The following is a 26123-nucleotide window of genomic DNA, read 5'->3' as shown; positions in this document are numbered from 1 at the left end:
TTATGGTGTACCTATTTTGTTAGCTTTTGGGCTTAAGTTTATTTTGTGCGAGTATCCATCCCTCCGTCCAACAAAGTTGGACACCTCCCTTTACTAAAGGGAGGAGCTTTAATTGTTGATTATTGAGAAGATACTATTTCATAGGAAAATCAAAATAGACTTTAACCTCGTTATCATCGCGATTCTTGTCGATTTTGACACCAAAATCATAGCAATTGATAGTCGTTTCTCCTTTTAGAGAATCTCCATTTTTTTCAAATTCGATCTCAACAGTTTTCGATGTTTCTTTTAAGGTAAGAATGCCGGTTACAATTAATTTTCCATTTTCTTCAGAAACAGCAGTGCTTTCAAACTCAATTTTTGGAAAAGCTTTTTCATAAAAGTACTTTTTCCACATAAGATGACCATCTCTTAAAAAATTACCTGTTTTAATAGTGGTTACTCCCACAGAGCCTTTCATATAGGAATTTGAAACGACTGATTCATCAATCTTGATATCTGTTTTCAGATCATTGATAGTCCCTTCAACATCTTTTGAAACGAATAAGAAAGTAATGCTTGCTTTCTCGTCGTCAACTTGAGCATTTATAGGGTTTGAAATAGAACTTAGTATTACAAAAGCAAGAATGCCGAATATTGAAGCTATATTTTTCATTTGATTAACTTTTAAAACTACAAAGTTAATCGAAATACACTAGATTGAGAGTAATATTAGGTACTGTGCATGTTAGTAAGTGTAACATCGAGTGTTTTTGTTTTATCCCGAGAATTCGGAAGAGAATAAAAATGTATCGAGATGTCATTACGACGAATGGTTCTCGATATGTTTTTTACTTTTCACTGCCGTTCAAATCAAAAAAAACTCGAACTGACACCTGAAAATTATTTAGTTAAATCAATTAAAGAAGTATTTCAAAAACTGCTCTTCAATACCGTTGCAATACTATCGCAATTTTGAATGAGAAGTGAATGCTCACCTTTTTCATAGTAGCCATCAATCCAATAGGTTTTACAGGAGTCTAATTCGGTATTACTCTTAGAAAAGTCTACATCGCCAGAGCGGAGTATAGAAAACACTTTGGTCGAATCTAGACCTGTCTCTGCATAATTAAACTGTTTCCCGCTTATGTTTTTAATTACACGGGCATTCGGCCCATAGCTACAGGATGCTTTCTTACCGCTTAAGAAAAAAGATAGAACGATTAATCCAATAGCGAATCCACCTAAATAATATCCGGCACGTTGTAATACAGTCATCTTTTTAATTCAGAATTATTGTAATGCAAAAATCGGATTTTTAATGGTCATAGTTCAATTTACAATCCACAAATTCCCAATGTTAGTTCGAGTGTTTTAAATTAATGACTATCAATTTAAAATGTATCGAGAACATTTTAAAATATCAACAGATTAATATCGCTATAAGAAAGTCCAAACCAATCGGCGACTGATTTATTAGTTAACACTCCGTGATAAAAGTAAAGTCCATTTTTAAGTCCACGATCAAAACGTAAGGAGTTTTCAAGTCCACCTGCTTCTCCGATTTTTAGAAGATAGGGTGTGAAAATATTGGAAATCGAAACGGATGAAGTTCTGGAATAGCGCGCTGGAATATTAGGTACACAATAATGTATGACTCCGTTTTTTACAAAAGTTGGATTGTCGTGGTTGGTGACCTCACTAGTTTCAAAACAGCCACCCATATCTATACTCACATCGATAACAACCGCTCCTTTTTTCATATTTTCCACCATCGGCTCAGTCACCATAATAGGCGAACGATTTTTACCGCGCACAGCACCTATAACTACATCACAACGACGCAATGCCTTGATCAAGTTCTTAGGTTGTACGGTTGAGGTATATAATTGTTTGCCGATATTAGTTTGTAAGCAGCGAAGTTTTGTAATGGAATTATCAAAGACTTTTACGTTAGCACCTAGACCAGTAGCTGATCTTGCAGCATATTCACCTACGGTACCAGCACCAAGTATCACCACCTCAATAGGTGGGACGCCACTAATATTTCCAAACATCAATCCATTACCTGATTTACTGTTTGTTAGCAATTCTGCAGCGATCAATATTGATGCTGTGCCAGCAATCTCGCTTAAGGTTCTGACAGCGGGAAAGGTGCCATCTTCATCACGAATAAACTCAAATGCAATAGCCGTTATGCGTTTTGCAGCGAGTGTTTCGAAGTATTTTTTTTCTTGTGTTTTAAGTTGTAAGGCAGATATGATAATCGTTTGCGGATTGATCAACTCTAATTCAGTTAACGAAGGTGGTTCGACCTTTAATAACATCGGGCAGCCAAAAACCTTTGCCGTATCCTGAGTGATCTCGGCGCCAGCTTCACTATAATCCTTATCACTAAAATTAGCGCCTAAACCGGCCTCGCTTTCGACTAAAACGCGATGACCGTGCGCTGTAATGGCCGCAACAGCATCTGGAGTAAGACAAACACGTTTTTCTTGATAGGATGTTTCTTTAGGAATACCAATAAACAACTCGCTTTTACTTTTAAGCACTTCTAGCATTTCCTCTTGCGGGAGCAGTTGCGCTTTGGTAAAGGGAGTGATTGGTGTACTCATATACTATTCTATTTCGAGTGAGTCATCATGGTAATCTTCCAGATGTTCTAGCCTTTCTAATTCTTCATCTAATTTTTTCAGATCAATACCATGGACCACTTTATCAAATATTTTTAATCTTATAAGATATACAAATGGTATAATCACCATCATTATAGGAATTAAATAGTAAATTTCTACTACATCGAAAATTCCATTTTCACTGTTGAACAAGGAAAATAATTGAAAAACATACATGGCAATTGGAATTAGTATTACATGATACCACCAATGTTTACATGTAAAGAACCAAAAAATAAGTAAGATTAAGGGAATAACTTTACCTGTCCATATCCACAACATTAGATTAACAGATGCGTAGACGTTGGTTTTAATATCAAAAAAGTAAGTGTTCCACACTTGGGAATCTGTTGGTGCAGACTCATATAAATAAAATAGATAAGGGCTTATTGCTATTACTAGTGCGATTAAAGAACCAGATAATACACTCTTTTTTAATAGTTTTCTTGAAGTCACTTTTTTTTTGTCCATGGGGTTTGAAACATTCATTGGATAAATTATCCTTACCAAAGTGAAACTAACAATTATTTTATTAATAGCGTAGTTTTAAAACGAAATAATTGTTGACACCTTTTTGTAAGACAAAAAAAAGCCCTCAGCTAAGGAGGGCTATATATTTTATAACTAAATTAATCTATCCATTCTTAGGTGCGGCATCTAGTTGTTTAGCATCAACACCTTCAATTGTATCATAAGTGTTGGTATCATCCGCAATGCTGTCAGGAGTACAAGATGCGAAAAGAGCTACAGAAAAAATTACTAATAATAGGGCCGAGATAAGTCTTTTAGTTGTCATTCTAATTTGTTTAAGGGTTTTACAGGGACAAACATAAGGCGAAATAACATACGGATATTCAGAAAGTTAGTCGTACTTTTGCAAACTTATGTTGTTATAAACAACTATTTTTTAGAGGAAATTATAAGAAGAGGTTACGAATATATACAAATCTTTCTTAAATTATTGTTAAGTCTAACTATTTGTACTTCAGCGTAATTATAGGGTATTTCATCGACTAATAGTTCAGGCCATTCCACTAAATTCCACTCTCCGGAATGAATATACTCTTCAACCCCAAAATCATACAGTTCTTCGGTTTTCTGTATGCGATATAGGTCAAAATGATACAAGAACCCGTCAGAAATTTCATATTCATTGACAATTGAGAAGGTTGGAGATGTTAAAGTTTTGTTAAATCCCAACTGTTTTGCAATCGATTTAATCAAAGTTGTTTTTCCAACCCCCATTTCACCCTTAAATAAAATGGTTTTTGAATCGACTAATTCTAAAACTTTTTGAGCAATGAAATCAATTTCATTTATGGTATACTCAAAACAATATGCTTTCTTCTCCATATAGGCAAAATTAGAATTTGTTAATTAATTATCTTGAAAAATGTAATTAACCTACTTAACAATTTTAAAAGTTGGCTATATTACCCGCCTTTTAAATTCTTCCCCCTAATGAGGCAAGTTGTAATAAGTAAGTCTTTTGTTTTTGAAGTTTTGATAATGATGTTAGTTGCATCATCATCTTTTTTATTCTACTGTTATTTGTTAGTGCCTAACGAGAAAGATGTTGTTTTTTTTGGATTTAGATATAGCACACCTTATTTCGAATCGGCTCAGTATGCAGCGTGGCATTTAGTTTTGAAAGGGCAAGTTGTCTACCTTCTTATTATTTGGTATCTGTTTTGTAATTACTGGTGGAGGAATTTTTTATTATTTCCGTTTTACTTCTTCACTTATCTCTTTGTTTCGATTTTCATAGTTGATGTAATTGGTTTTTCTGTTTCAACTAAGTTAGTTCTGCATATGTACACTATTATACTTACGTCGGGTTTAGTAGTATTTAGAAACTACTTGTTCAACTTTTCAAAAAACGCCATGTATCTTAGACATATCAGAAATTTTGAAAAAAGTTTGATTTCCTCTAATAAATTGAATGAATCGAATCTTGCATTTAGAACAATTTTATCGGACGATTCAATAAACAATATTAAAATTCGACTTAAAAACCTAGTTTTACTTAAAAGTAATTTACAATCAAATTCAAAAATCTCATTAGGAGAAAGTGACTTGAATTTACTTGAACGGTCACGTGCTGATTACATTTTGTGTTTATTTTTGATAACCTCACCACTTTTGTTTTTTCTATATAAACTCGTGCCGGTAAAAGAATCGATTGAGATAGGCAATTACACAATTACCGCTACTATTTTTTATGATTTAAATATGATGTCTTGGTATTTAATGAATAAGATAATTCCCTTGATTTTACTCTGTATTTGGTTTGTGAAATCTGAAAATTGGTGGAAGCATTCTATTTTGATCCCGATTACCGTTTACATTTATCAAATTGTTGCAGTTTTGGGTCAAAAAATTGATATTGTAGACGAATACGAATTCATCCAATCACTTCCAATAACCATCCCAATAATCCTATTATTAATCTGGCTCTCCAGAAAAATGAATTATGTCTCTCTTACCAAAGACCTAATCTTAGAAATTGAAAAAGAAATAAACCGTACGCTCGACCAGCTTGCAAGTCAAGAACGTGAAAAAGAAAAGCAAAGTTTTACTGAAAGATTAGCTCATTTAAAAGCAACCAAAAGCCAGTATACAAAAGATGAATACCTATTGCAAATGGTCAAATTACGTAATGAGATTGAATAAATGTAATTCATTGTACAAATGGTCTTAAGGAAGTTGAGTAAGCAGCGAAAGAAGTTTTGGATTGAGGTTTTAATGCTTTTAGTTCTAGCTACTTCTCCCTTTCTTTTTTATTTGTATACACTTGCTCCGGAAGACAAGAAGATTATTAGTTTGTTTGGCTACGATTTTGAAGCCAAAAACTTTAGTGATTTCAATCTGTTTTTATTTTATGTTGGAAATAAAGTCTTGCCAATTATTCTGCTATCCATTTGGTTCATTTTTAATAGAAACAGATGGTATATTCTAATATTAATTCCGTTACTGATGTATCATTATCAATTGGCTTTGGTATTAAATACTGCTGAGTTTGGATACTTTGTATCCCAGTGGCATCTTTTTTATTTCGTGGGATCGATTTCAATTGTCGTATTATTATTACTACGGATATTACTAATCAATTATTTTAGTTTAGACGATTTGAGACGGGAAATGAGCTTCCTTATTGACAAGATTGGAAAGAATTTTTATAAAAAAACAGCAAACGTTTATCAAAAACTTGTTAATAATAAATCAATTCTTTCGTATAAGAATCAGCTTTATGAATTACTTAGATTAAGACATGCCGTTGATAACTCTGGCCATGTTCACTTAAATCTGAAAGAAAAGAAGAGTAATAAATGGCAAGATTACTTTTTCTCTATAATGTTGATTTCCTCTCCATTAATAACTTATTCTTATCTGCTTATTCCGGAAGGCACTTCTCAAATTGATTTATTTTTTTTCAATTTACACTCAGGTTCGTTTCTTTCAGTTGATGTGCTTATATGGTATGTTCTAAGTAAATTAATTCCTTTCCTATTATTATCAATTTGGTTCATAAGTTCAAATGATTGGTGGAAATATGCAGTACTAATTCCCTCCACAATTTATTTATTTCAATTTCGGTCCGGGATGTTGTCGAGAAGTCGCGTTGACGAATACGAATTCATCCAATCACTTCCAATAACCATCCCAATAATCTTATTATTAATCTGGCTTTCAAGAAAAATGAATTATGTCTCCCTTACCAAAGACCTAATCCTAGAAATTGAAAAGGAAATAAACCGTACGCTCGACCAGCTTGCAAATCAAGAACGTGAAAAAGAAAAACGCAGTTTTACTGAAAAGCTAGCTCATTTAAAAGCCACGAAAAGCCAGTACACAAAAGATGAATACCTATTGCAAATGGTCAAATTACGTAATGAGATTGAATAATATTGAAGTGTAAAAGGAACTTCAATAATTAAACAGTAGTTAAAAAGTAAATCTAACTATTTGCTTTGATCTCGTGATCAATTTCAGCAATAATCTCTTTTTTAAGCTGCTTACGCTCTTCTATCATACGAGCGTCAATACGTTCGTTTACGATTTGCTCAATAATAGAAGGTGCAACTTCAGAAGTAGCGAACTCTTCAGCGGGTAAAAACATTTCGCCTTTACCAGTCATTAACCATACAAGGTTAATACGAGGATACACTTTTAAGATTTTTTCAATAACGTCACTTCCGACAGATGCATTGTTTTTATGCATGCGGAGTGTGTAGCCATTAGAAGCGCCGATGGAAATATCAAATTTCCGTGCGCTTAATTTCATATGCTTTATAAAAAGCATGATGCGATCGATGGTTTTCATTTTATTAAAGTATTGTTAGGGTGTATAAAAGTATCAAATTAATTGCAATTTCTCTTCAATTTGTTCTAATTGTAACTAATATGTACTAAATACCACACCCTTGGGTTTATATGAACATTGTTTTTTCGGATTTTGATTAAGAATCCACAATGCTAATTTTTATTATCTGGGTTGTAAAACCACGAAGGGAATGATCATTTCTTGTAAACTAACACCACCATGTTGATAGGTATTTCGGTAATAACTTACATAATGGTTGTAGTTGTTAGGGTATGCAAAAAATAAATCGCCTTTCGCAAAAATAAAACTACTACTTACATTTATTGCAGGAAGATGGATGTCCTTAGGTCTTTCAGCAGCTAATACATCTTTACTTTCATAAGTCAGGCTTTTACCTGTCTTATAACGCAAATTTAAACTCGTATCGCGGTCGCCAACTACCTTAGATGGGTTTTTAACGTTAATCGTACCGTGGTCGGTCGTAATTATTAGTTTAAAACCTAGTTGCTGCGCTTGTTGAATAATCTCTAACAAAGGTGAGTTTTTAAACCAACTTTGAGTGAGTGATCGGTATGCCTTGTCATTAGATGCAAGTTCTTTTACAACTTCCATCTCTGTCTTACTATGACTTAACATATCAACAAAATTGTATACCACTACAGTAAGATCATTGTCTTTTTGCGATTTAAAATTATCAGCAAAACGCCGTCCACCTTTTAAGCTCGTTATCTTGTGGTATTCGCATTTAATATTAAGTCCTAAGCGCTTTAACTGCGCCTTTAAAAAGTCTTCTTCATGCAAGTTCTTTCCTCCTTCGTCTGTATCGTTCTTCCAAAAATTAGGATGTAAACGTTCCATATCAGCTGGCATTAAACCTGAAAAAATTGAGTTCCTGGCGTATTGCGTAGCTGTTGGGAGTATACTGTAATATGGAGTTTCTATATTCTTTTTGTAGTAATTGTTTACCGTCGGTTCAAAGGCTTTCCATTGATCGTAGCGTAAATTGTCAATTACAACTAACAAAGTCGGTTGCTCCTTGCTTAATTCGGGCTCGATCATCTCCTTAAATAGGGTATGCGACATTACTGGTGCATCATTACCACTAAACCAATCTTTGTAATTATTGTCGATAAACTTTGAGAATTGGGTATTAGCCTCCACTTTTTGAGATTCTAGAATTTCGATCATCCCAATATCTTCAATATCTTCTAGCTCGATTTCCCAATAAGTAAGACGTTGATATAAATCAGCCCATTCTTCCCAGCTATTTACCATCGATAAATCCATGGCAATTTTCCGGAATTCTTGCTGGTAGTTTGAGGTTGTTTTTTCTGAAATTAAACGAGAATGATCAAGGTTCTTTTTTAAACTAAGAAGTATTTGACTGGGGTTTACCGGCTTTATCAAGTAATCGGCAATTTTACTACCGATAGCTTCTTCCATTATATATTCCTCTTCACTTTTCGTAATCATAACTACCGGAATATTAGCTTGTTTTTCCTTTATTTCGGCCAGCGTTTCTAGGCCAGTTAAGCCGGGCATATTTTCATCTAGAAAGACAATGTCAAAGCTTGCTTGGTCAATTACTTCAATTGCTTCAGTACCGCTTTGACAGGTCGTTATTCCGTAATTTTTTTGTTCTAAAAAAAGGATATGTGGTTTTAAAAGATCAATTTCATCATCAACCCAAAGTATATTTATCTTGTTCATTATATGTAGCTATATTTGCGATACATTAAACCTTCGCCTGTTTGAGTAAAAGTAACAAACTTAAGATTTTAAACGACCCTATTTACGGATTTATTACGATTCCGAATGAGGGAATATTTGACCTGATTGCCCATAAATATTTTCAGCGTTTGCGGCGTATTTCTCAAATGGGATTGTCGTATTTGGTATATCCTGGCGCACATCATACTCGTTTTCATCATGCTTTAGGTTGTATGCATCTCATGAAAAAAGCGGTTAATGTGCTGCGTTTTAAGGGTGTTGCTCTTTCTAATGAAGAGGAAGATGCATTGTTAAAAGCTATATTACTACATGATATAGGTCACGGACCTTTTAGCCATGCTATGGAGCATAGTTTAGTGGAGAATGTTTCACACGAGGAAATATCCCTGCTATTTATGCAGAATTTGAATGCTGAATTTAACCAAAGTTTAACGCTGGCAATCCAAATTTTTAAAGGCGAATACCATCGAAAGTTTTTAAATCAGTTAATATCGAGTCAACTTGATATGGATAGAACTGATTATTTGAAACGAGATAGTTTTTATACTGGTGTTGCCGAGGGTAATATTAATAGCGAGCGTATTATCACCATGTTAAATGTGGTAAATGACGAATTGGTAGTAGAAGAAAAAGGTATATACTCAGTAGAAAAATTCTTGGTAGCTAGGCGCCTTATGTACTGGCAAGTGTATTTGCATAAAACTAGTTTAGTCGCTGAGCAATTGCTAATAAGAGTTTTAAAAAGAGCCAAAGAGTTATGTTCTTCTGGAATAGAAGTTCCAGCCAGTAAGGCATTCTCCTTCTTCTTAAATAATAAGATTACTTTAAATGAGTTTAATGAGGATGTACTTGATATTTTTTCAAACTTAGATGATGTTGATATTTTGTCTGCAATGAAAGAATGGATGTATCATGATGATTTTGTCTTGAGTAATTTAAGCCAGATGATTATTGAACGAGACCTTCTCAAAATCGAAATTGCCGACGAGCCTCAAGAAATTGAATCTCATAAAGAACATATAGATTATTTAACCAAAACATATGGCATATCGGATGACGAAGCTAAGTATTTTGTGTTTGGTGGTGCTATTGCCAACCAAGCGTATATGTTAGATAATCAAAATATTAATATTTATTATAAAGACGGAACTGTAAAAGATGTAACTGAAGCCTCTGACCAGTTTAATTTAAGGTCATTATCCAATAAGATCACAAAGTATTATCTATGTTATCCAAAGCGAAAATGATCTTTCAAAAATTTCTATTTTTGCGATAATGAAATTTACAGCCAACCAGATTGCCGGAATACTCGAAGGGGCTATTGAGGGAAACCCAGAAGCAGAAGTTTTTAAACTATCTAAGATAGAAGAAGGAGCAGTTGGGTCACTAACCTTTTTAGCTAATCCGAAATACACTCCCCACCTATATACTACTAAAGCATCGGTTACAATAGTTAATAAAAATTTTGAAGCGGAAGCTGATTTTTCAACCACACTTATTCGGGTTGATGATGCCTATAAGTCCTTTTCCAAATTATTAGAATATTACAACCAAGTAAAGATGAACAAAACTGGAATTGAAAACCCAGTTTATATTTCGGAAAGTGCTACTTATGGAGATGATATATATTTAGGAGCATTTTCTTATTTAGGAGATCAAGTTGTAATAGGTGATAATGTAAAAATATATCCTAATACATATATAGGTGACAATGTGACGATAGGAAACAATGTAACAGTTTTTTCTGGTGCTAAGATCTATTCTGAATCCGTTATTGGAGATAATTGTGTTATTAATAGTGGTGCTATTCTTGGTGCCGATGGTTTTGGATTCGCACCAAATGAAAAAGGGGAGTACAATAAGGTACCACAAACTGGCAACGTAATCTTAGAAGAGTATGTAGATATTGGTGCAGGTACGACCATAGATCGAGCAACCTTAGGTTCTACTGTAATAAGACGAGGAGTAAAACTTGACAATCAAATACAAATAGCACATAATGTAGAAATAGGAGAAAATACTGTTATTGCAGCTCAAACCGGCATTGCGGGTTCTACAAAAATCGGTAAAAATTGTATGATTGGTGGTCAAGTAGGAATTGTAGGGCATATTACTATAGGCGATAATGTTAAAATACAGGCACAATCAGGTATTAGCAGAAATGTAAAAGATAATGAAGTACTGCAAGGCAGTCCGGCATTGGGCTATGGAGACTACAATAAGTCGTATGTTCATTTTAAGAACTTACCCAGATGGGTCGATAAAATTCATAAGATCGAAAAACAATTAAAGGGCGATGATTGAAACGATTACTAGCAAACAAACAACAATAAAAAAGGAAGTTACGCTCAAAGGGGTAGGACTTCATACTGGAAAAGAGGTTACCTTAACCTTCAAGCCAGCACCTGTAAATCATGGGTACGCTTTTATGCGTATTGATCTTGAAGGAAACCCAATAATTGAGGCTGACGCGAATTATGTTATCAATACACAGCGCGGGACAAATTTGGAGAAAAAGGGTGTGAAAATTCAAACTTCAGAGCATGTATTGGCAGCCCTAGTAGGTTTAGATTTTGATAATGTACTTATAGAGCTAGATGCATCAGAACCCCCAATTATGGATGGCTCTAGTCGCTATTTTGTAGAAGCTCTAGAAAAAGCTGGTAAAGAAGAACAGGATGCCAGTCGCGAAGAATATGTTGTTAAAGAGGTTATATCGTATGCCGATGAACAATCAGGCAGCGAAATTACCATTATTCCGGCTGAAGAATATCAAGTGACGACGATGGTCGATTTTGGGACCAAAGTATTGGGAACTCAAAATGCAACCATGAATCACATATCCGATTTCAAAAATGATATCGCTGATTCTCGTACGTTCAGTTTTTTACATGAGTTAGAAGCATTGTTAGAGCATGGCCTAATAAAGGGAGGAGATTTAAATAATGCCATTGTGTATGTCGATAAAGAATTATCTGCTGATACTATGGAAAAACTTAAAGTCGCATTTGGCAAAGACTCTATTAAAGTTAAGCCAAATGGGATTTTAGATAATTTGACTTTACATCATCCTAACGAGGCAGCAAGGCATAAATTATTGGATGTTGTAGGGGATTTGGCATTAATTGGTACACGAATTCGTGGAAAAGTAATCGCTAATAAACCGGGGCATTTTGTAAACACCCAGTTTGCAAAGAAGATGTCTAAGATCATTAAAAACGAGAGACGAAATAACGTTCCTTCTGTTGATTTGCATGCAAAACCTTTGATGGATGTGAATCAGATCATGGAAATGTTACCTCACCGACCACCTTTTCTGTTGGTTGATAAGATTTTAGAATTATCTGATAAGCATGTTATAGGAATGAAAAACGTGACCATGAACGAACCATTCTTCGTAGGTCATTTTCCAGGCGCACCTGTAATGCCAGGTGTTCTTCAAATTGAAGCTATGGCACAAACAGGAGGAATTTTGGTTTTGAGTACAGTACCAGATCCGGAAAACTACCTGACATATTTATTAAAAATTGATAATGTACGTTATAAACATCAAGTTGTGCCCGGGGACACACTTATTTTTAAACTAGACTTAATGTCTCCTATTAGAAGAGGTATTTGTCAAATGCAAGCTCGGGCATATGCCAATGGTAAATTGGTAAGTGAAGCTGAAATCATGGCTCAAATAACTAAAGTAAAAAACAACTAATTATGAACCAGCCTTTAGCCTATGTTCATCCGAGTGCTAAGATCGCTAAGAACGTGGTGATCGAGCCATTTACAACAATCAGCGCCAATGTAACCATTGGCCAAGGAACTTGGATTGGCAGTAACGTAACCATTATGGATGGCGCACGTATCGGAAAGAATTGTAATATTTTTCCAGGAGCTGTTATATCGGCAATACCACAAGACCTTAAATATAATGAGGAAGAAACTGTCGTAGAGATAGGTGATAATACCACAATAAGAGAGTGTGTTACAATTAATAGAGGTACTGTTGACAGACTAAAAACCAAGATTGGAAAAAATTGTTTGTTAATGGCATATAGCCATGTTGCACATGACTGTTTTGTTGGAGATAATTGTATTTTCTCGAACAATAGTACCTTAGCTGGGCATATTACTGTAGGAGATTTTGTTGTATTCGCTGGAATGACTGCAGTTCAACAATTTTGCTCTATAGGTAGTCATGCTTTTGTAACTGGAGGGTCACTAGTGCGTAAAGATGTTCCACCTTTTGTTAAGGCTGGGCGTGAACCATTATCTTATGTTGGTATCAACTCTGTTGGCCTTCGAAGACGTGGTTTCACTACTGAAAAGATCAGAGAAATTCAGAATATCTATCGCATTTTATATCAAAAAAACTACAATAATAGTCAGGCAGCATCTATTATTGAAGCTGAGATGGAAGCGACTCCAGAACGCGATGAAATTCTACAGTTTATAAAAGATTCACAACGAGGTATTATGAAAGGATACCTTACCAATAACTAAAACAACGAAACATATAATGGCAAGTACTTCAGATATTAGAAACGGTTTATGTATTAAATACAATCATGATATTTTTAAAATAGTTGAATTTCTTCATGTAAAACCGGGAAAAGGACCAGCTTTTGTTCGTACTAAATTAAAAAGTGTTACTACAGGAAAAGTAATTGATAATACTTTTTCTGCGGGGCATAAAATTGATGAGGTTCGTGTAGAGACCCATAAATTTCAATATTTATATAATGAAGGTGAGACATTTCATTTTATGAATACTGAAGATTATAATCAAATTACCTTAGAAAAGTCAACGCTAGATGCACCTGGCTTATTAAAAGAGGGAGAGGTTGTAACTGTCTTGATAAATACAGAAGATGGTATGCCACTTTCAGTAGAAATGCCACAAAGTGTAATTCTGGAAGTAACAGCTACTGAACCTGGTGTAAAAGGAAATACTGCAACAAACGCCACAAAACCTGCAACTGTAGAAACAGGTGCGACGGTTATGGTTCCTTTATTTATTAATGAAGGTGATAAAATAAAAGTGGAAACGGAAAAAGGCACTTACAAAGAGCGTATTAAGGAGTAATGAAGTTTTCTAAGCGGCAAACACTTAAACGTATAGCGTCTATTATTGATGCGAAATATGTAGGGCCTGATGATTTTCCGGTACAGGGAATGAATGAGATTCATGTCGTAACTCCAGGAGATATTGTTTTTGTAGATCACCCTAAATACTATGACAAGGCATTGTCATCCGCTGCAACCGTTGTTTTAATTAACAAGGAGGTTGATTGTCCAGAAGGAAAAGTTTTGCTGATTTCCGACGATCCATTTCGTGATTTTAATAAATTGACTAGTCATTTTTCGGCTTTTCAACCTTCCCAAAATGTCATTTCACCATCCGCTGTTATTGGAAAAGACACACATGTACAACCCAATGCTTTTGTTGGAAATAACGTAGTGATAGGGGATAACTGTATCATCCATTCTAATGTAAGTATTGGTGATAATTGTATTATTGGTGATAATGTAATTATCCATGCCGGAACAGTATTAGGTGGTGATGCATTCTATTATAAAAGGAGACCGGAAGGCTATGATAAACTATTGTCTTCAGGGAGGGTGGTTGTAAAAGATAATGTTGAAATTGGTCCGCTTTGTACATTAGATAGAGGTGTTACTGGTGACACGACTATTGGTCAAGGTACCAAGTTAGATAGTCAAGTTCATATAGGGCATGATACCATAATAGGTAAAGATTGCCTAATCGCTGCCCAAACGGGTATTGCAGGATGTTGCATTATAGAAGATGAAGTAACCTGCTGGGGGCAAGTCGGTACTACTAGCGGAATTACAATTGGCAAAGGAGCCGTTGTACTTGGACAAACAGGAGTTACAAAAACCATAGGGGGAGGAAAGGTATATTCTGGTACGCCAATAGAAGAGGCGAGGGAGCGTCTCAAGCGTTTTGCATATACCAAACAAATCCCAAACATGATTAATGAAATAAAAGAAATTAAAAAGAATGAGTAGAAACGCGAAGGAAATTGTTAGAGACTTTTATGAGTCTGATTTTATGCACAATACTGGTGTGCTTAAAGACTATTTACATGAAGATTGCCAATTGCATTGGAATAGTAGTAAGGGTTTCACCATTCTTGGTTTTAAAGAAATAGAGGCGCTTATTTCTGAGACTGGAAAATCGTATGAATCGATCAGGGGAGAGATAAGTCATTTATTAGAAGATGACAATTTTGTAACCGTTCGTTACACCTATGTTGCCAGAACTATTGAGCAGCCGGACAAGGAAACGGCAATAGCCCATTTTATAACAATTTGGGAAATGAAAGACGGTAAAATGTATCACGGCTATGAAATGAGCCAGCTTGCAGATGAAGACCCAAAAAACATTCAATCATATACACAGATAAAAGTTTAAAAAAGCTTTTTAAAACAGCCCCCAACAACTATTTTTGTCGGGAATAAAACAATCAGAAATGAGTGTACTTGTAAATAAAGATTCTAAAATAATTGTCCAAGGATTCACAGGTAGTGAAGGCACATTCCACGCAGGTCAAATGATCGAATACGGAACTAATGTTGTTGGTGGTGTTACTCCAGGAAAAGGTGGACAAACACATCTAGATAAGCCTGTTTTTAATACTGTTAAAGAAGCTGTAGAAAAAGTCGGAGCTGATACCACAATTATTTTCGTCCCACCAGCCTTTGCTGCTGACGCAATTATGGAGGCAGCTGACGCCGGGATTAAAGTGATTATTACTATCACAGAAGGTATTCCAGTGGCGGATATGATCACGGCATCAAATTATATCAAAGGGCGTGACTGTCGTTTGGTAGGTCCTAACTGCCCGGGTGTTATTACACCAGGAGAAGCGAAAGTGGGTATCATGCCTGGTTTTGTTTTCAAAAAAGGAAAAGTAGGTATCGTATCTAAATCAGGTACATTGACATACGAAGCTGCGGATCAAGTTGTAAAGCAAGGTTTAGGCATTACAACGGCAATTGGTATTGGTGGTGACCCAATTATTGGAACAACTACTAAGGAAGCCGTTGAGCTATTAATAAATGACCCTGAAACGGAATGCGTAGTAATGATCGGTGAGATTGGTGGTCAGTTAGAAGCGGATGCAGCACAGTGGTACAAAGAAAGCGGATCTAAAAAACCGGTTGTTGGTTTCATCGCTGGAGAAACTGCACCCGCGGGTCGTACTATGGGACATGCTGGAGCAATCGTAGGTGGTTCTGATGACACCGCACAAGCTAAGAAACGCATCATGAGAGAATGTGGTATTCACGTAGTAGATTCTCCTGCAACAATAGGTATCAAAGTTGCCGAAGTATTAGGCTAGCCTGTTAAAAATTATATAAAAAAATTTTAGTTTAAATCCATCCTCATACCTTGGGGGTGGATTTTTTTATTAATCAATATTCAACCATATGAAATTCAATAAAATACTTGTATTTGCTGCACTTGCTCTAGCAGTAATTAGTTGCGACAAAAAGGAAACTAAAACATACAAGGTAAGTACTCAAACTGATGCTAATGGCTATTCCTACGAAACCGTTGAAAATGACCCTACAGGATTGCGGTTATATACTTTAGATAATGGCCTAAAAGTTTATCTAAGTAAAAACGAAGAAGAGCCTAAAATTCAAACATTTATTCCCGTAAGGGCAGGGTCAAAATATGATCCCGCAGATAATACTGGACTTGCTCATTATCTAGAGCATATGGTATTTAAAGGTACAGATGAAATAGGCACTACAGATTATGAAGCAGAGAAAGTGTATCTAGATCAGATAAAACAGTTATATGAAGACCATAAGGCCGAAACTGATCCTGAAAAGAAAAAAGCCATTTACAAAAAGATTGATGAGGTTTCACAGGAAGCTTCAAAAATTTCGATTGCGAATGAATATGACAAAATGGTTGCTTCTTTAGGTGCCGAAGGTACAAATGCCTGGACATCGTTTGAAGAAACGGTGTATGTAAACAAAATACCATCGAATGAATTGGACAAATGGTTGAAAGTGGAAAGTGAGCGTTTTAGTCAGCTGGTACTTCGACTATTCCATACTGAAATTGAAGCAGTTTATGAAGAATTCAATCGCGGACAGGATAGTGACGGTCGTAAGAAATACTTTGCCGTATGGGAGGAGTTGTTTCCTACACATCCCTATGGTACCCAGACAACAATTGGTACTTCTGATCATTTAAAGAATCCATCGTTGGTAGCTATCCAAAATTATTTTGATACCTATTATGTGCCTAATAACATGGCTGTTGTAATGGTAGGCGACCTAGATTATGATGAAACAATACAAAAGGTAGATAAAGCATTTGGTGGGTATAAATCAAAAGAAGTAACCCACCCAGTTTTCGAAAGTGAAGCTCCTATTACGGCTCCTAAAGTTCGCGAGGTATTTGGCCCAACAGCGGAATCAGTTTATGTAGCTTATAGAACCGAAGGTGGGTTAGGAAGTGAAAATGAGAAATATGTATATCTCATCGATTTCATTTTAGCCAATAGCCAAGCCGGTTTAATCGATTTGAATTTGAACCAATCGCAAAAGGTACAAAGAGCAAGTTCATTTACGACTGTTAATATTGATAATGGTGTGCACTTTTTAGATGGTACACCAAAGGCGGATCAGACTTTAGAAGAAGTTAAGGATTTACTGCTTTCACAAATTGAAGAAATTAAAAAAGGAAATTTCGAAGACTGGATGATTGATGCCGTAGTAAATGATTTAAAGCTTAGCGAAATGCGCCAGTACGAAAACGCATCCTCAACTGCATTTGCCTACGTTGATGCGTTTACGAAGTTCCAAAATTGGAGTGATAAAGTTAAGTTTGCTGATGATCTCAAGAAAATTACCAAACAGGAGTTAGTTGATTTTGCAAACAATCACTACAATGACAATTACGTAATTGTATACAAAAGAAAAGGCCTTGATGAAAATATTGCCAAAGTTGAAAATCCAGGGATTACCCCAGTGCAATTAAATAGAGACAAACAGTCGGATTTTATCAAGGCATTTAATGAGACCCCTTCATCTAAATTAACGCCAAAGTATGTTGATTATGCAAGTGAAATTAAGAAGACAAAAACGAAGTCTGGATTAGAAGTTGCCTATATTGAAAATAAGACCAACGACCTTTTCAATCTTAATATCATATTTGATATGGGACGTGATAATGATAAAAAACTCGCTACAGCTATTGGGTATTTAGAGTATTTGGGCACAGATAAGTACTCGCCTGAGGAATTGAAAAAAGAGTTTTATAAACTTGGTATCAACTATTATGTAAGTGCAGGAAATGATAAATCATATGTTGGCTTGAGCGGTTTAAAAGAAAACTTGTCTAAGGGGCTTGATTTACTAGAACACCTATGGTCAAACGCCGTGGCCGATCAAGAAACATATAATAAATATGTTGCGCAGATTGATAAGAGGCGTCAAGACAACAAACTACAAAAAGGACGTATTCTGCAGTCCGGCCTAATGAATTATGCTAAGTACGGAGAGAATTCTCGTTTGCGTGATATCATTCAAACAAGTGAGTTAAAGGAATTGAATCCTGAAGAGCTCGTTGATATTGTTAAGGATCTTAGAAATTTCAAACAACGTGTTTTTTATTATGGTAAAGATGTTGAAAATGCCGTGGCAGCTCTAGACGAAAAACATAGCACTCCAGAAACGCTAAGAGATTATGCACCAGCCGTGAAATATGAAGAAAAAGAAACGGGCGGAAATGTATATTTTGCGAATTACGATATGGTACAGGCCGAAATGATGTTTGTAGCTAAAAGTGATCCATTCTCAACCGAGAACTTGGCAGCCTCAAGGTTGTTTAACACCTATTTCGGAGCTGGGTTATCGTCAATAGTTTTTCAAGAAATTCGTGAATCTAAGTCATTAGCGTATTCGGCCTACTCTTTTTATTCAAATGCCAGAAAGAAAGACGAATCTAACTATGTAATGGCATATATTGGTACCCAAGCTAACAAAATGCCCCAGGCAGTCGATGCGATGTTAGAGTTGATGAATGACATGCCAGAGTCTGAGGAGCAATTTCAAGCAGCTAAGGAAGCTACATTGAAGAAATTAGCGTCTGAGCGTATCACAAAATCAAACATTTTTTGGAATTACGAACGTCTACAAAACCAAGGTATTAATCATGATGTACGCGAGGATATTTATAATGCCGTAAGCAAAATGACAATGGATGATCTCAAAACCTTTTTTAATGACAATATTAAAGGCGAAGATTACAATATGGTAGTAATTGGTAACAGAAATGACGTCGATATGAAAGCCCTAGAAAAAATGGGTAAAGTACAAGAAATGAATATCGATTACTTATTTAACTATGAGCTTGCCAAAAAAGATATTGAGATTCAGTAAATCAAAATAGGACCTCGTCCGATTGAGCGCAGTCGAATCATACACAGTTATAAGAACTATGTATGATTCGACTGCTCTTAATTTTTATAAAAGAATTGGTATTATTCATATACCGACTTATGTATCTTTGATATATATTAGTTTTTTAAACAAACAACAACCAACTTAAATATTCTAGTGTGAAATTATTAGAAGGAAAAACAGCAATTATTACAGGTGCCAGTCGCGGTATCGGTAAAGGCATTGCAGAAGTATTTGCAGATCACGGCGCTAATGTAGCATTCACTTATAGCTCGTCATCTGAAGCGGCTAATCAGCTTGAAAATGAGCTAAATGCAAAAGGAATTAAAGCAAAGGCTTACAAAAGTAATGCTGCAAGTTTTGATGAGGCTCAGCAATTAGTAGCTGATGTTTTAGAAGAGTTCGAGACTGTTGATATACTAATCAATAACGCTGGCATTACTAAGGATAATTTGTTAATGAGAATGAATGAGGAAGACTTTGATAAGGTGATTGAAGTCAACCTAAAGTCCGTATTTAATATGGTGAAAGCCGTACAACGTACCATGCTAAAAGCGCGCAAGGGATCCATCATCAATATGAGCTCTGTAGTAGGAGTGAAGGGTAATGCAGGTCAAGCAAATTATGCAGCCTCAAAAGCGGGTATTATTGGTTTTTCTAAGTCGGTTGCCTTAGAATTGGGTTCAAGAAATATTAGGAGTAATGTAATTGCGCCAGGTTTTATTGAAACGGAAATGACTGCTAAATTACCTGAAGATGTGGTAGCTGGCTGGAGAAGCAGCATCCCATTAAAACGTGGAGGCACTCCAGAGGATATAGCAAATGCATGTGTGTATTTGGCTAGTGATCTTTCGTTATATGTTACTGGTCAAGTATTGAATGTTGATGGTGGAATGTTAACTTAAAAAATAGACACTTTTTAATGCCCACATCCACAATTTTATTAATCATCCTTGTAGGACTACTGGCATTGGCATTAAGTGTTTTTTATTATAGAATAAAGGCGAAAAGTAGTGGTAAAAACACCATTCTTTTTGCCTTTTTCCGTTTTTTCACATTGTTTTTCATTGGATTACTGCTTATCAATCCGAAGTTTAAGAGTACCGAGACGCAATTAGAGAAACCGAACTTGGTAGTGATAGCTGATAATTCTTCTTCTATCCCATTTATAGATAGAGATACATTGTTGAAAAACACATTTTCAAAATTGAAAGCAGATAATGATCTCCTTGAGAAGTTCGACATTGGTAGTTACACATTTGGCAAGACAATTAATCAAGCAAATGAGGTTTTATTTACTGATAATCGTTCAGATCTAGAAACCGCACTAGCATCAGTAAAGGAAATTTATAGAAATCAGCCTTCAGCGGTGGTAGTGCTAAGTGACGGTATTCAAACCTATGGTAACGATTATCAATATACCAAAATGGGAGATAATCAGCATATTTTCCCATTGGTTGTGGGTGATACCTTGACTAAAGAAGATATTCGAGTAGATCGAGTAAATGTCAATAAATATGCCTATCATAAAAATCGATTTCCTGTCGAAGTTTTTGTGAGTTATAATGGAACTTCTCTAATTTCAAAAGAAGTTATTATTTCAAAAGGAAGAAGTACGGCTGCAAAGCAGAAAGTGGAATTGTCAAGCCAGAATTCTTCGGCAATAGTTACGTTTGAGCTTCCTGCAAATAGTATTGGCGTTTCAACATACAGTGCATACATACAAACCCTAGAAGACGAAAAAAACACAAGAAATAACCGAAAAGCTTTTGCTGTCGAGGTTATTGATCAGAAAACGAAGGTGCTCATCGTATCAGATATAAAGCATCCAGATATCGGTGCACTTAAAAAGTCAATTGAAAGTTCAGAACAACGAGAAGTTTGGTTGTCAGATACTAGCTTGAGAAATATCGACCTTAACGATTTCAACTTAGTAGTACTTTTTCAACCAAATAATCGTTTTAAGACGGTTTTTGAAAAGGCTGATGCACTTAAGAAAAACAAATTAGTTATCGCTGGTCCCAAAACCGATTGGCGTTTTTTAAATCGTACACAAACTAATTATCAACAACAGCCAACTAGTCAAAAAGAAGAAGTGCAGCCTGTTTTAAATATCAACTATAATGCATTTATAACAGATACAGATTTTTCTACCTACCCACCTTTACAGACCACATTTGGTCAGCTCAATTTTAAAGTACCGCATCAAGTATTATTGTCACAGCGTATAGGTTCTGTAGATACTGAAAATAGCTTGTTCGCTACTTTTGAAATTGATGGAAGAAAGGAAGGTGTTTTATCAGGCGAGGGTTTATGGAAATGGCGATCGCAAGATTTTCAAAATACAGGTGATTTTAAACAGTTTGATGGTTTTATGGCCAAAGTGATTCAATACTTGGCTTCTTCTAAAAAGAAAAACCGATTGACCGTTAACTACGAATCCTTTTACTATGGAAATGATGATGTGACTATAGAGGCTCAATACTTTAACGAAAGCTATGAGTTTGATCCGCGAGTTGGCTTATCTCTAGCAATTACCGATACAATAAGTAAGCAGCAACGAACTATTCCTTTTGTACTGAAAAATCGGACATTTGAAGTCGACTTAAGCGCCTTGCCATCATCTACCTATAATTTTACTGTTAAGGTAGATGGTAAGAATATTTCACGTTCCGGACGCTTTAAAATATTAGAGTTTGATGTGGAGAAACAGTTTTTCACTGCGAATGGAAAAAAGCTCGGACAACTTGCTGAAAGTACTGAAGGATCTGTTTTTTATGAAGATCAAATTGATGATATGATCAATCAATTAAAACAGGATGAGCGCTTTAAAACGATCCAAAAATCTAAGGAAAAAGTCATACCTTTAATCAACTGGAAATACCTGTTGTTTTTCATCATTTTAAGCCTCTCAATAGAGTGGTTTTTAAGAAAATACAACGGACTTATATAAATAAAAATAACAAAGATGGAACGTTTACCAAAGATTGGATTACCGATTATTTTATTAGTCATTGCTTTAATTGTTGTTGTAGCAAAATCAGCAGTAGTTATTGATTCTGGACATGCAGGAGTACTTTATAGAAGTTTAGGAGATGGTGTTGTGACAGACAAGCCAGCTTTAGGAGAAGGATTTAATCTAGTCGCGCCTTGGAATAAGGTTATTGAGTTTGAGGTTAGACAGCAGTCAAAATCATACCGAATGGATGTACTGTCTGTAAATGGCTTGGAAATTAAAGTAGATGCAACTGTATGGTTTGAGCCGGACCCAAGTAGTTTGGGCAAGTTGCTTCAAGAAAAGGGTATCGATTATGTCGAACGAATTTTAACTCCGGCGATGAGTGCAGCTGCTAGAGAAGTAGTAGGACGTTATACACCAGAACAGTTGTACTCTAGCAAGCGAGATGTTATTCAAAAAGAAATACTTGATGAAACAAGTAAAGGAGTTGAAGGACAGTATATCAATATCAATAGAATTCTGGTTAAAGATGTTACTTTGCCACCAACTATTAAAGAAGCGATTGAGCGTAAATTAAAACAAGAGCAGGAATCCTTGGAATATGAATTTAGACTATCTAAAGCGGAGAAAGAAGCACAACGTCAGCGAATTGAGGCAGAAGGTAAAGCCGCGGCAAACAGAATTTTAAGCGCATCTCTAACAGACAAAATCCTGACCGAAAAAGGAATTCAAGCCACATTAGAACTTTCTAAATCACCAAATAGTAAGGTAATTGTAGTAGGCGGCGGAGAGAGCGGAGGATTGCCGATTATTTTAGGTAACAACTAGGCTATAAGTCTACTGTAATTAATGTAAAATAAAAACCTCCAAAATATTCTTAAAATATTTTGGAGGTTTTTTTATGGAGTAAAGCTAGATATTTTACGATAACTACTCCAATCCAAGATCAGTTCGCATAGACTCAAACTTATTAGCATTTTGTCTCCAGTATGGAGTTTTTATACTTTTAATCTTGGTAGCTTTTGTAGTTAGCTCTTTTGCATTTGGTCCGAATCCACTTTTAAAAGTCTCTTCCCATGAAATAATTTCGTGTGGGAAAACTGTCTTATAGTTTATACTCAGGGATCTATTTAATGTAGGATATGTAATCGTATAAGTGGTTTGGTCATCGCCAGGATCTAATTCGGTTTTAGCTGGATATGCTTTTATTTCAATATGCTTTAGTCTTGCGTATTCAAAAGAAGGAATCATTGTTGTCTGACCTATCGATAGCATACTTGGATCAATGCGTATTTGTTGCCAAATTTGATTCTCAAGCTTGGTTTTTTCTAGCGTAAACTCTTTGTCTTCCTCACCTTCAAAATAAGAATGTGCTTTAATCTCGTACTGCTCTCGATTATTTAATTGTGTATAGATTTGTCCGCACCATTCCTGCATGCTCGTAGTTACTTTTATAGCATTTGCATTATTTGCAACTGGATAGAAAGTACTACTCATAATGCTATACGGATAAATTCCGGTGTTAAAATTCTTGGTTGCATTCAACTTTAAAACCGGAATATTACTCTTACCATAGTTATCAGCTTTCACTTGGCGATCGGGTAAAAAGTCTTCAGTGACAAATATCATCGCTGCTTTTCCTTTCCGGATTTCACCATAACGTGCCTGTTCTAGTTCGTATGAGGTAATTTCAGCTTCACCGGCGTACCAGTATTTCTTAAATTCTTCAGAGGTAGGGTTTACTGGTATTTCTTCTGCAATTGTTTCGGTAATAACGTTTTTATTTTCTTTGCTATTTGCCGTAGCCTCCGCACAGGACGAAGTAATTGCTATAATTGGCGCCACCAGAATTATGGCGCCTAAAAAATGTTTGATATGCATTTTCATAATCGGTTTTTTATAAAGTTACAAAATGGCTATCGCTCAGCAATATCTGTTAACACTTTATAAACTTTTGCCATAGGCATGCCCATTACGTTTAAGTACGACCCTTCTAGCCTAGTAACACCTATTTGACCTATCCATTCTTGAATGCCATAGGCACCAGCTTTATCAAAAGGTTGAAACGTATCTATGTAATAATGAATCTCTTCATCAGTAAATTTTTTGAAGGTGACTTTCGTTACGTTGTTCACCGTCTTGGCAAAATCAGTCATTGTAAAACATACGGATGAAATAACATCATGTGTTTTTCCTGACATTGATTTGATCATGTTAAAGGCTTCCTCCTTGCTTTTTGGTTTCCCCAATGCCTTGTCCTCGTGCCATACGATGGTATCCGAAGTAATTAAGATGTCATTTGGTTTTAATGTTTCTTTAAACGGCAGGGCTTTTATCTGTGCTAAATAATCAGATATATTGCTTCCTTTTAAGCGCTCTGAATAAATCTCATCAACTGGTTTTAATTTAATCTCAAAGTCAATATCTAATTCCTTAAAAAACTGTTGTCTTCTCGGCGAACCCGAAGCAAGAATAATATTGAATTTTCTTAGTTTTTCTCGAAGCATATGATATTGTATGAAGATTATAAAGATGAAAAGGTTATGAGAAAAATTCCAATAAAGGAAATTCCAAATTCCAATTTTTGATTCTTTCTAAACTCAATTAGGCATTATCAGCATCAAAGTTACCAGTCCATTTACCTTGTACTTTTAATACTTGTTCTATTACATCACGGACACAACCTTTGCCGCCATCTTTGTAAGAAACGTATTTAGCGATATTTTTTATTTCGGGAACTGCATCTTGTGGACATGTCGGCAGGCCTACTAATCGCATTGCAGGTTCATCAGGAATATCATCGCCCATATATAATACATTTTCCGCCATGATATTTTTGGTGGAAAAATATTCTTTCAGTTGTTCAGTTTTATGATGAGCACCTAAGTAAATGTCTTTAATACCAAGTGCGCTTAGTCTGTTACGAACACCTTCGTTCGTTCCTCCAGAAATAATACAAACATTAAATCCTTTGGTCGTTGCTGTTTTAAGTGCATAACCGTCTTTAATATTCATTGTTCGTAGTAATTCTCCATCTGAGGTTACAATGACAGAGCCATCGGTAAGAACACCATCCACATCAAAAATGAATGTGGTTATATGTTCTAAATATTCCTTATAATTCTTTTCCATATAGGTTGGCAATTAGTTGACTAAAAGTAGTGTAAACTTCTTTTTGTTTCTCGTTTTCTAATAATTCAAGGTGCTTGTTGACTGTTTTTGAGTCGCCTCGCTTTGCTGGACCAGTTTGTGCCATAAAGGGGGTCAAGTCATCAAGTTTAGATGCTGTTTCCTTTATTAGTGGCTTTAGTATATCAAAAGGAACTCGATTTGATTCACAAAGTTCATGTCCAATTCGGTATAAATGATTGGTAAAATTATTTACAAAAACGGCTGCTAAATGTAAACTTCGACGTTGATCTGTACTTAGTTTATGAGTTGTGCAGCCAAGATGTTCAGCTAATTGTTGAAGCAATTGCTCATCTTCTTTATTTTCTGTTTCAATGCAAATAGGAACTTCGCTAAAATTAATTTGTCGCTGTATACTAAAGGTTTGTAACGGATAGAAAACCCCGCGCCGATGCTTTTTATCGATAGCATGCATTGACGTATTTCCTGATGTATGAACTACCAGCTTACTTTTAAGCTGAATTTTTTGTGAGACGGAAATTATTGCATCATCGCTTACTGTCATAATATACACATCTGCATCTTCAAGTTTATCAAACGAATTTGCAATAGGGGTAGTTTTCGGTAGATTTTTAGGAAAAGAAGACTTTCTATTATAAATCTGAACTATTTCAACATCATTTAAAGGTTTTATAGCATGATATAAATGAAAACCTACATTTCCGTAACCGATTAGTACAACTCGAATCATATTGCTAAAATAGCTATTATCAATGTAGATGAAAACCCATTTCAAATGGAAATTACCATTAGGTTAACTTATCACAACAATACGATAACTACCATAAAAAAGATGTATATTTGCTCGCAATTAATTTTAGAT

26 protein-coding genes are annotated in these 26123 nt (G+C 35.4%); 14 read left to right on the top strand and 12 right to left on the bottom strand.

The features are described from left to right. Positions 1–133: 133 nt before the first annotated feature. The 6 genes from GWK10_RS00240 to tsaE form a co-directional block, all read right to left on the bottom strand. Positions 134–655, bottom strand: a complete 522-nt coding sequence (locus GWK10_RS00240; protein WP_164028893.1) for a YceI family protein — start codon at positions 653–655, stop codon at positions 134–136. A 257-nt stretch (positions 656–912) separates the two neighbouring features. Continuing rightward, positions 913–1257 carry a hypothetical protein gene (locus tag GWK10_RS00235; protein ID WP_164028892.1) on the bottom strand — a complete coding sequence of 115 codons (345 nt, stop codon included), beginning with the start codon at positions 1255–1257 and terminating at the stop codon, positions 913–915. Positions 1258–1394: 137 nt separating this feature from the next. Then, a complete protein-coding gene (locus GWK10_RS00230) occupies positions 1395–2594 on the bottom strand; it encodes an alanine dehydrogenase (RefSeq protein ID WP_164028891.1) in 1200 nt (399 codons plus the stop codon). Between the two features lie 3 nt (positions 2595–2597). Next, positions 2598–3143: a hypothetical protein gene (locus tag GWK10_RS00225; RefSeq protein ID WP_239540647.1), complete on the bottom strand. Its 546-nt coding sequence runs from the start codon at positions 3141–3143 to the stop codon at positions 2598–2600. A gap of 145 nt (positions 3144–3288) precedes the next feature. Continuing rightward, on the bottom strand, positions 3289–3450 hold the full coding sequence (locus GWK10_RS00220; protein ID WP_164028890.1) for a hypothetical protein: 162 nt from the start codon (positions 3448–3450) through the stop codon (positions 3289–3291). Positions 3451–3584: 134 nt separating this feature from the next. Beyond that, on the bottom strand, positions 3585–4007 hold the full coding sequence (tsaE, locus tag GWK10_RS00215) for a tRNA (adenosine(37)-N6)-threonylcarbamoyltransferase complex ATPase subunit type 1 TsaE (RefSeq protein WP_164028889.1): 423 nt from the start codon (positions 4005–4007) through the stop codon (positions 3585–3587). Positions 4008–4115: 108 nt separating this feature from the next. Between tsaE and GWK10_RS00210 the strand changes: the two genes are divergently transcribed. Together GWK10_RS00210 and GWK10_RS00205 are read left to right on the top strand one after the other, a co-directional pair. After that, complete coding sequence (locus GWK10_RS00210) at positions 4116–5327, top strand: hypothetical protein (protein WP_164028888.1); 1212 nt, start codon at positions 4116–4118, stop codon at positions 5325–5327. Positions 5328–5345: 18 nt separating this feature from the next. Then, on the top strand, positions 5346–6560 hold the full coding sequence (locus tag GWK10_RS00205) for a hypothetical protein (RefSeq protein ID WP_164028887.1): 1215 nt from the start codon (positions 5346–5348) through the stop codon (positions 6558–6560). A 52-nt stretch (positions 6561–6612) separates the two neighbouring features. Here GWK10_RS00205 and GWK10_RS00200 read toward each other — a convergent pair whose 3' ends face one another. Together GWK10_RS00200 and porX are read right to left on the bottom strand one after the other, a co-directional pair. Further along, positions 6613–6978, bottom strand: coding sequence for a hypothetical protein (locus GWK10_RS00200; RefSeq protein WP_164028886.1), 366 nt, complete (start codon positions 6976–6978; stop codon positions 6613–6615). Between the two features lie 162 nt (positions 6979–7140). Next, the gene (gene porX / locus GWK10_RS00195; RefSeq protein ID WP_164028885.1) at positions 7141–8688 is read right to left on the bottom strand and encodes a T9SS response regulator signal transducer PorX; all 1548 of its coding nucleotides are present in this window, start codon (positions 8686–8688) and stop codon (positions 7141–7143) included. Between the two features lie 41 nt (positions 8689–8729). Here porX and GWK10_RS00190 point away from each other — a divergent pair, with 41 nt between their 5' ends. The 12 genes from GWK10_RS00190 (at position 8730) to GWK10_RS00135 (ending at position 22939) form a co-directional block, all read left to right on the top strand. Next, positions 8730–9956 (top strand): HD domain-containing protein, encoded by a 1227-nt coding sequence (locus GWK10_RS00190; RefSeq protein WP_164028884.1) that lies wholly within the window; start codon positions 8730–8732, stop codon positions 9954–9956. Between the two features lie 28 nt (positions 9957–9984). Then, positions 9985–11013 carry a UDP-3-O-(3-hydroxymyristoyl)glucosamine N-acyltransferase gene (lpxD, locus tag GWK10_RS00185; protein WP_164028883.1) on the top strand — a complete coding sequence of 343 codons (1029 nt, stop codon included), beginning with the start codon at positions 9985–9987 and terminating at the stop codon, positions 11011–11013. Then, on the top strand, positions 11006–12415 hold the full coding sequence (locus tag GWK10_RS00180; protein ID WP_164028882.1) for a bifunctional UDP-3-O-[3-hydroxymyristoyl] N-acetylglucosamine deacetylase/3-hydroxyacyl-ACP dehydratase: 1410 nt from the start codon (positions 11006–11008) through the stop codon (positions 12413–12415). Before lpxD ends, GWK10_RS00180 begins: the two co-directional genes overlap by 8 nt. Positions 12416–12417: 2 nt before the next feature. Beyond that, a complete protein-coding gene (gene lpxA, locus GWK10_RS00175; RefSeq protein WP_164028881.1) occupies positions 12418–13203 on the top strand; it encodes an acyl-ACP--UDP-N-acetylglucosamine O-acyltransferase in 786 nt (261 codons plus the stop codon). A 16-nt stretch (positions 13204–13219) separates the two neighbouring features. Continuing rightward, on the top strand, positions 13220–13786 hold the full coding sequence (efp, locus tag GWK10_RS00170) for an elongation factor P (protein WP_164028880.1): 567 nt from the start codon (positions 13220–13222) through the stop codon (positions 13784–13786). Next, on the top strand, positions 13786–14733 hold the full coding sequence (locus tag GWK10_RS00165) for a UDP-3-O-(3-hydroxymyristoyl)glucosamine N-acyltransferase (RefSeq protein WP_164028879.1): 948 nt from the start codon (positions 13786–13788) through the stop codon (positions 14731–14733). Before efp ends, GWK10_RS00165 begins: the two co-directional genes overlap by 1 nt. Further along, the gene (locus tag GWK10_RS00160) at positions 14726–15139 is read left to right on the top strand and encodes a nuclear transport factor 2 family protein (RefSeq protein WP_164028878.1); all 414 of its coding nucleotides are present in this window, start codon (positions 14726–14728) and stop codon (positions 15137–15139) included. The genes GWK10_RS00165 and GWK10_RS00160 overlap by 8 nt, the downstream gene beginning before the upstream one ends. Positions 15140–15197: 58 nt before the next feature. Then, complete coding sequence (gene sucD / locus GWK10_RS00155) at positions 15198–16070, top strand: succinate--CoA ligase subunit alpha (protein ID WP_164028877.1); 873 nt, start codon at positions 15198–15200, stop codon at positions 16068–16070. Positions 16071–16158: 88 nt separating this feature from the next. Continuing rightward, positions 16159–19131, top strand: coding sequence for a M16 family metallopeptidase (locus tag GWK10_RS00150; RefSeq protein WP_164028876.1), 2973 nt, complete (start codon positions 16159–16161; stop codon positions 19129–19131). Positions 19132–19310: 179 nt separating this feature from the next. Next, a complete protein-coding gene (fabG, locus tag GWK10_RS00145; protein WP_164028875.1) occupies positions 19311–20057 on the top strand; it encodes a 3-oxoacyl-[acyl-carrier-protein] reductase in 747 nt (248 codons plus the stop codon). A 17-nt stretch (positions 20058–20074) separates the two neighbouring features. Beyond that, entirely contained in the window at positions 20075–22105 is a 2031-nt protein-coding gene (locus GWK10_RS00140) for a VWA domain-containing protein (protein WP_164028874.1), read from the top strand. 15 nt (positions 22106–22120) lie between these two features. Next, positions 22121–22939, top strand: coding sequence for a prohibitin family protein (locus GWK10_RS00135; RefSeq protein WP_164028873.1), 819 nt, complete (start codon positions 22121–22123; stop codon positions 22937–22939). Between the two features lie 102 nt (positions 22940–23041). Here the strand turns inward: GWK10_RS00135 and GWK10_RS00130 are convergent, their stop codons facing one another. From GWK10_RS00130 to GWK10_RS00115, 4 genes are all read right to left on the bottom strand, one after another. Further along, on the bottom strand, positions 23042–23998 hold the full coding sequence (locus tag GWK10_RS00130) for a septum formation inhibitor Maf (RefSeq protein WP_164028872.1): 957 nt from the start codon (positions 23996–23998) through the stop codon (positions 23042–23044). 29 nt (positions 23999–24027) lie between these two features. Then, positions 24028–24618 (bottom strand): Maf-like protein, encoded by a 591-nt coding sequence (locus tag GWK10_RS00125; protein ID WP_164028871.1) that lies wholly within the window; start codon positions 24616–24618, stop codon positions 24028–24030. Between the two features lie 97 nt (positions 24619–24715). After that, a complete protein-coding gene (locus GWK10_RS00120; protein ID WP_164028870.1) occupies positions 24716–25243 on the bottom strand; it encodes a KdsC family phosphatase in 528 nt (175 codons plus the stop codon). Next, complete coding sequence (locus tag GWK10_RS00115) at positions 25227–25991, bottom strand: Rossmann-like and DUF2520 domain-containing protein (RefSeq protein WP_164028869.1); 765 nt, start codon at positions 25989–25991, stop codon at positions 25227–25229. The genes GWK10_RS00120 and GWK10_RS00115 overlap by 17 nt, the downstream gene beginning before the upstream one ends. Positions 25992–26123 lie beyond the last annotated feature (132 nt).

Source organism: Spongiivirga citrea, assembly GCF_010671565.1.
Lineage (GTDB): Bacteria > Bacteroidota > Bacteroidia > Flavobacteriales > Flavobacteriaceae > Spongiivirga > Spongiivirga citrea.
Note: the sequence above shows the minus strand (reverse complement) of the source record. Positions and strands in the feature narration are given on the sequence as shown.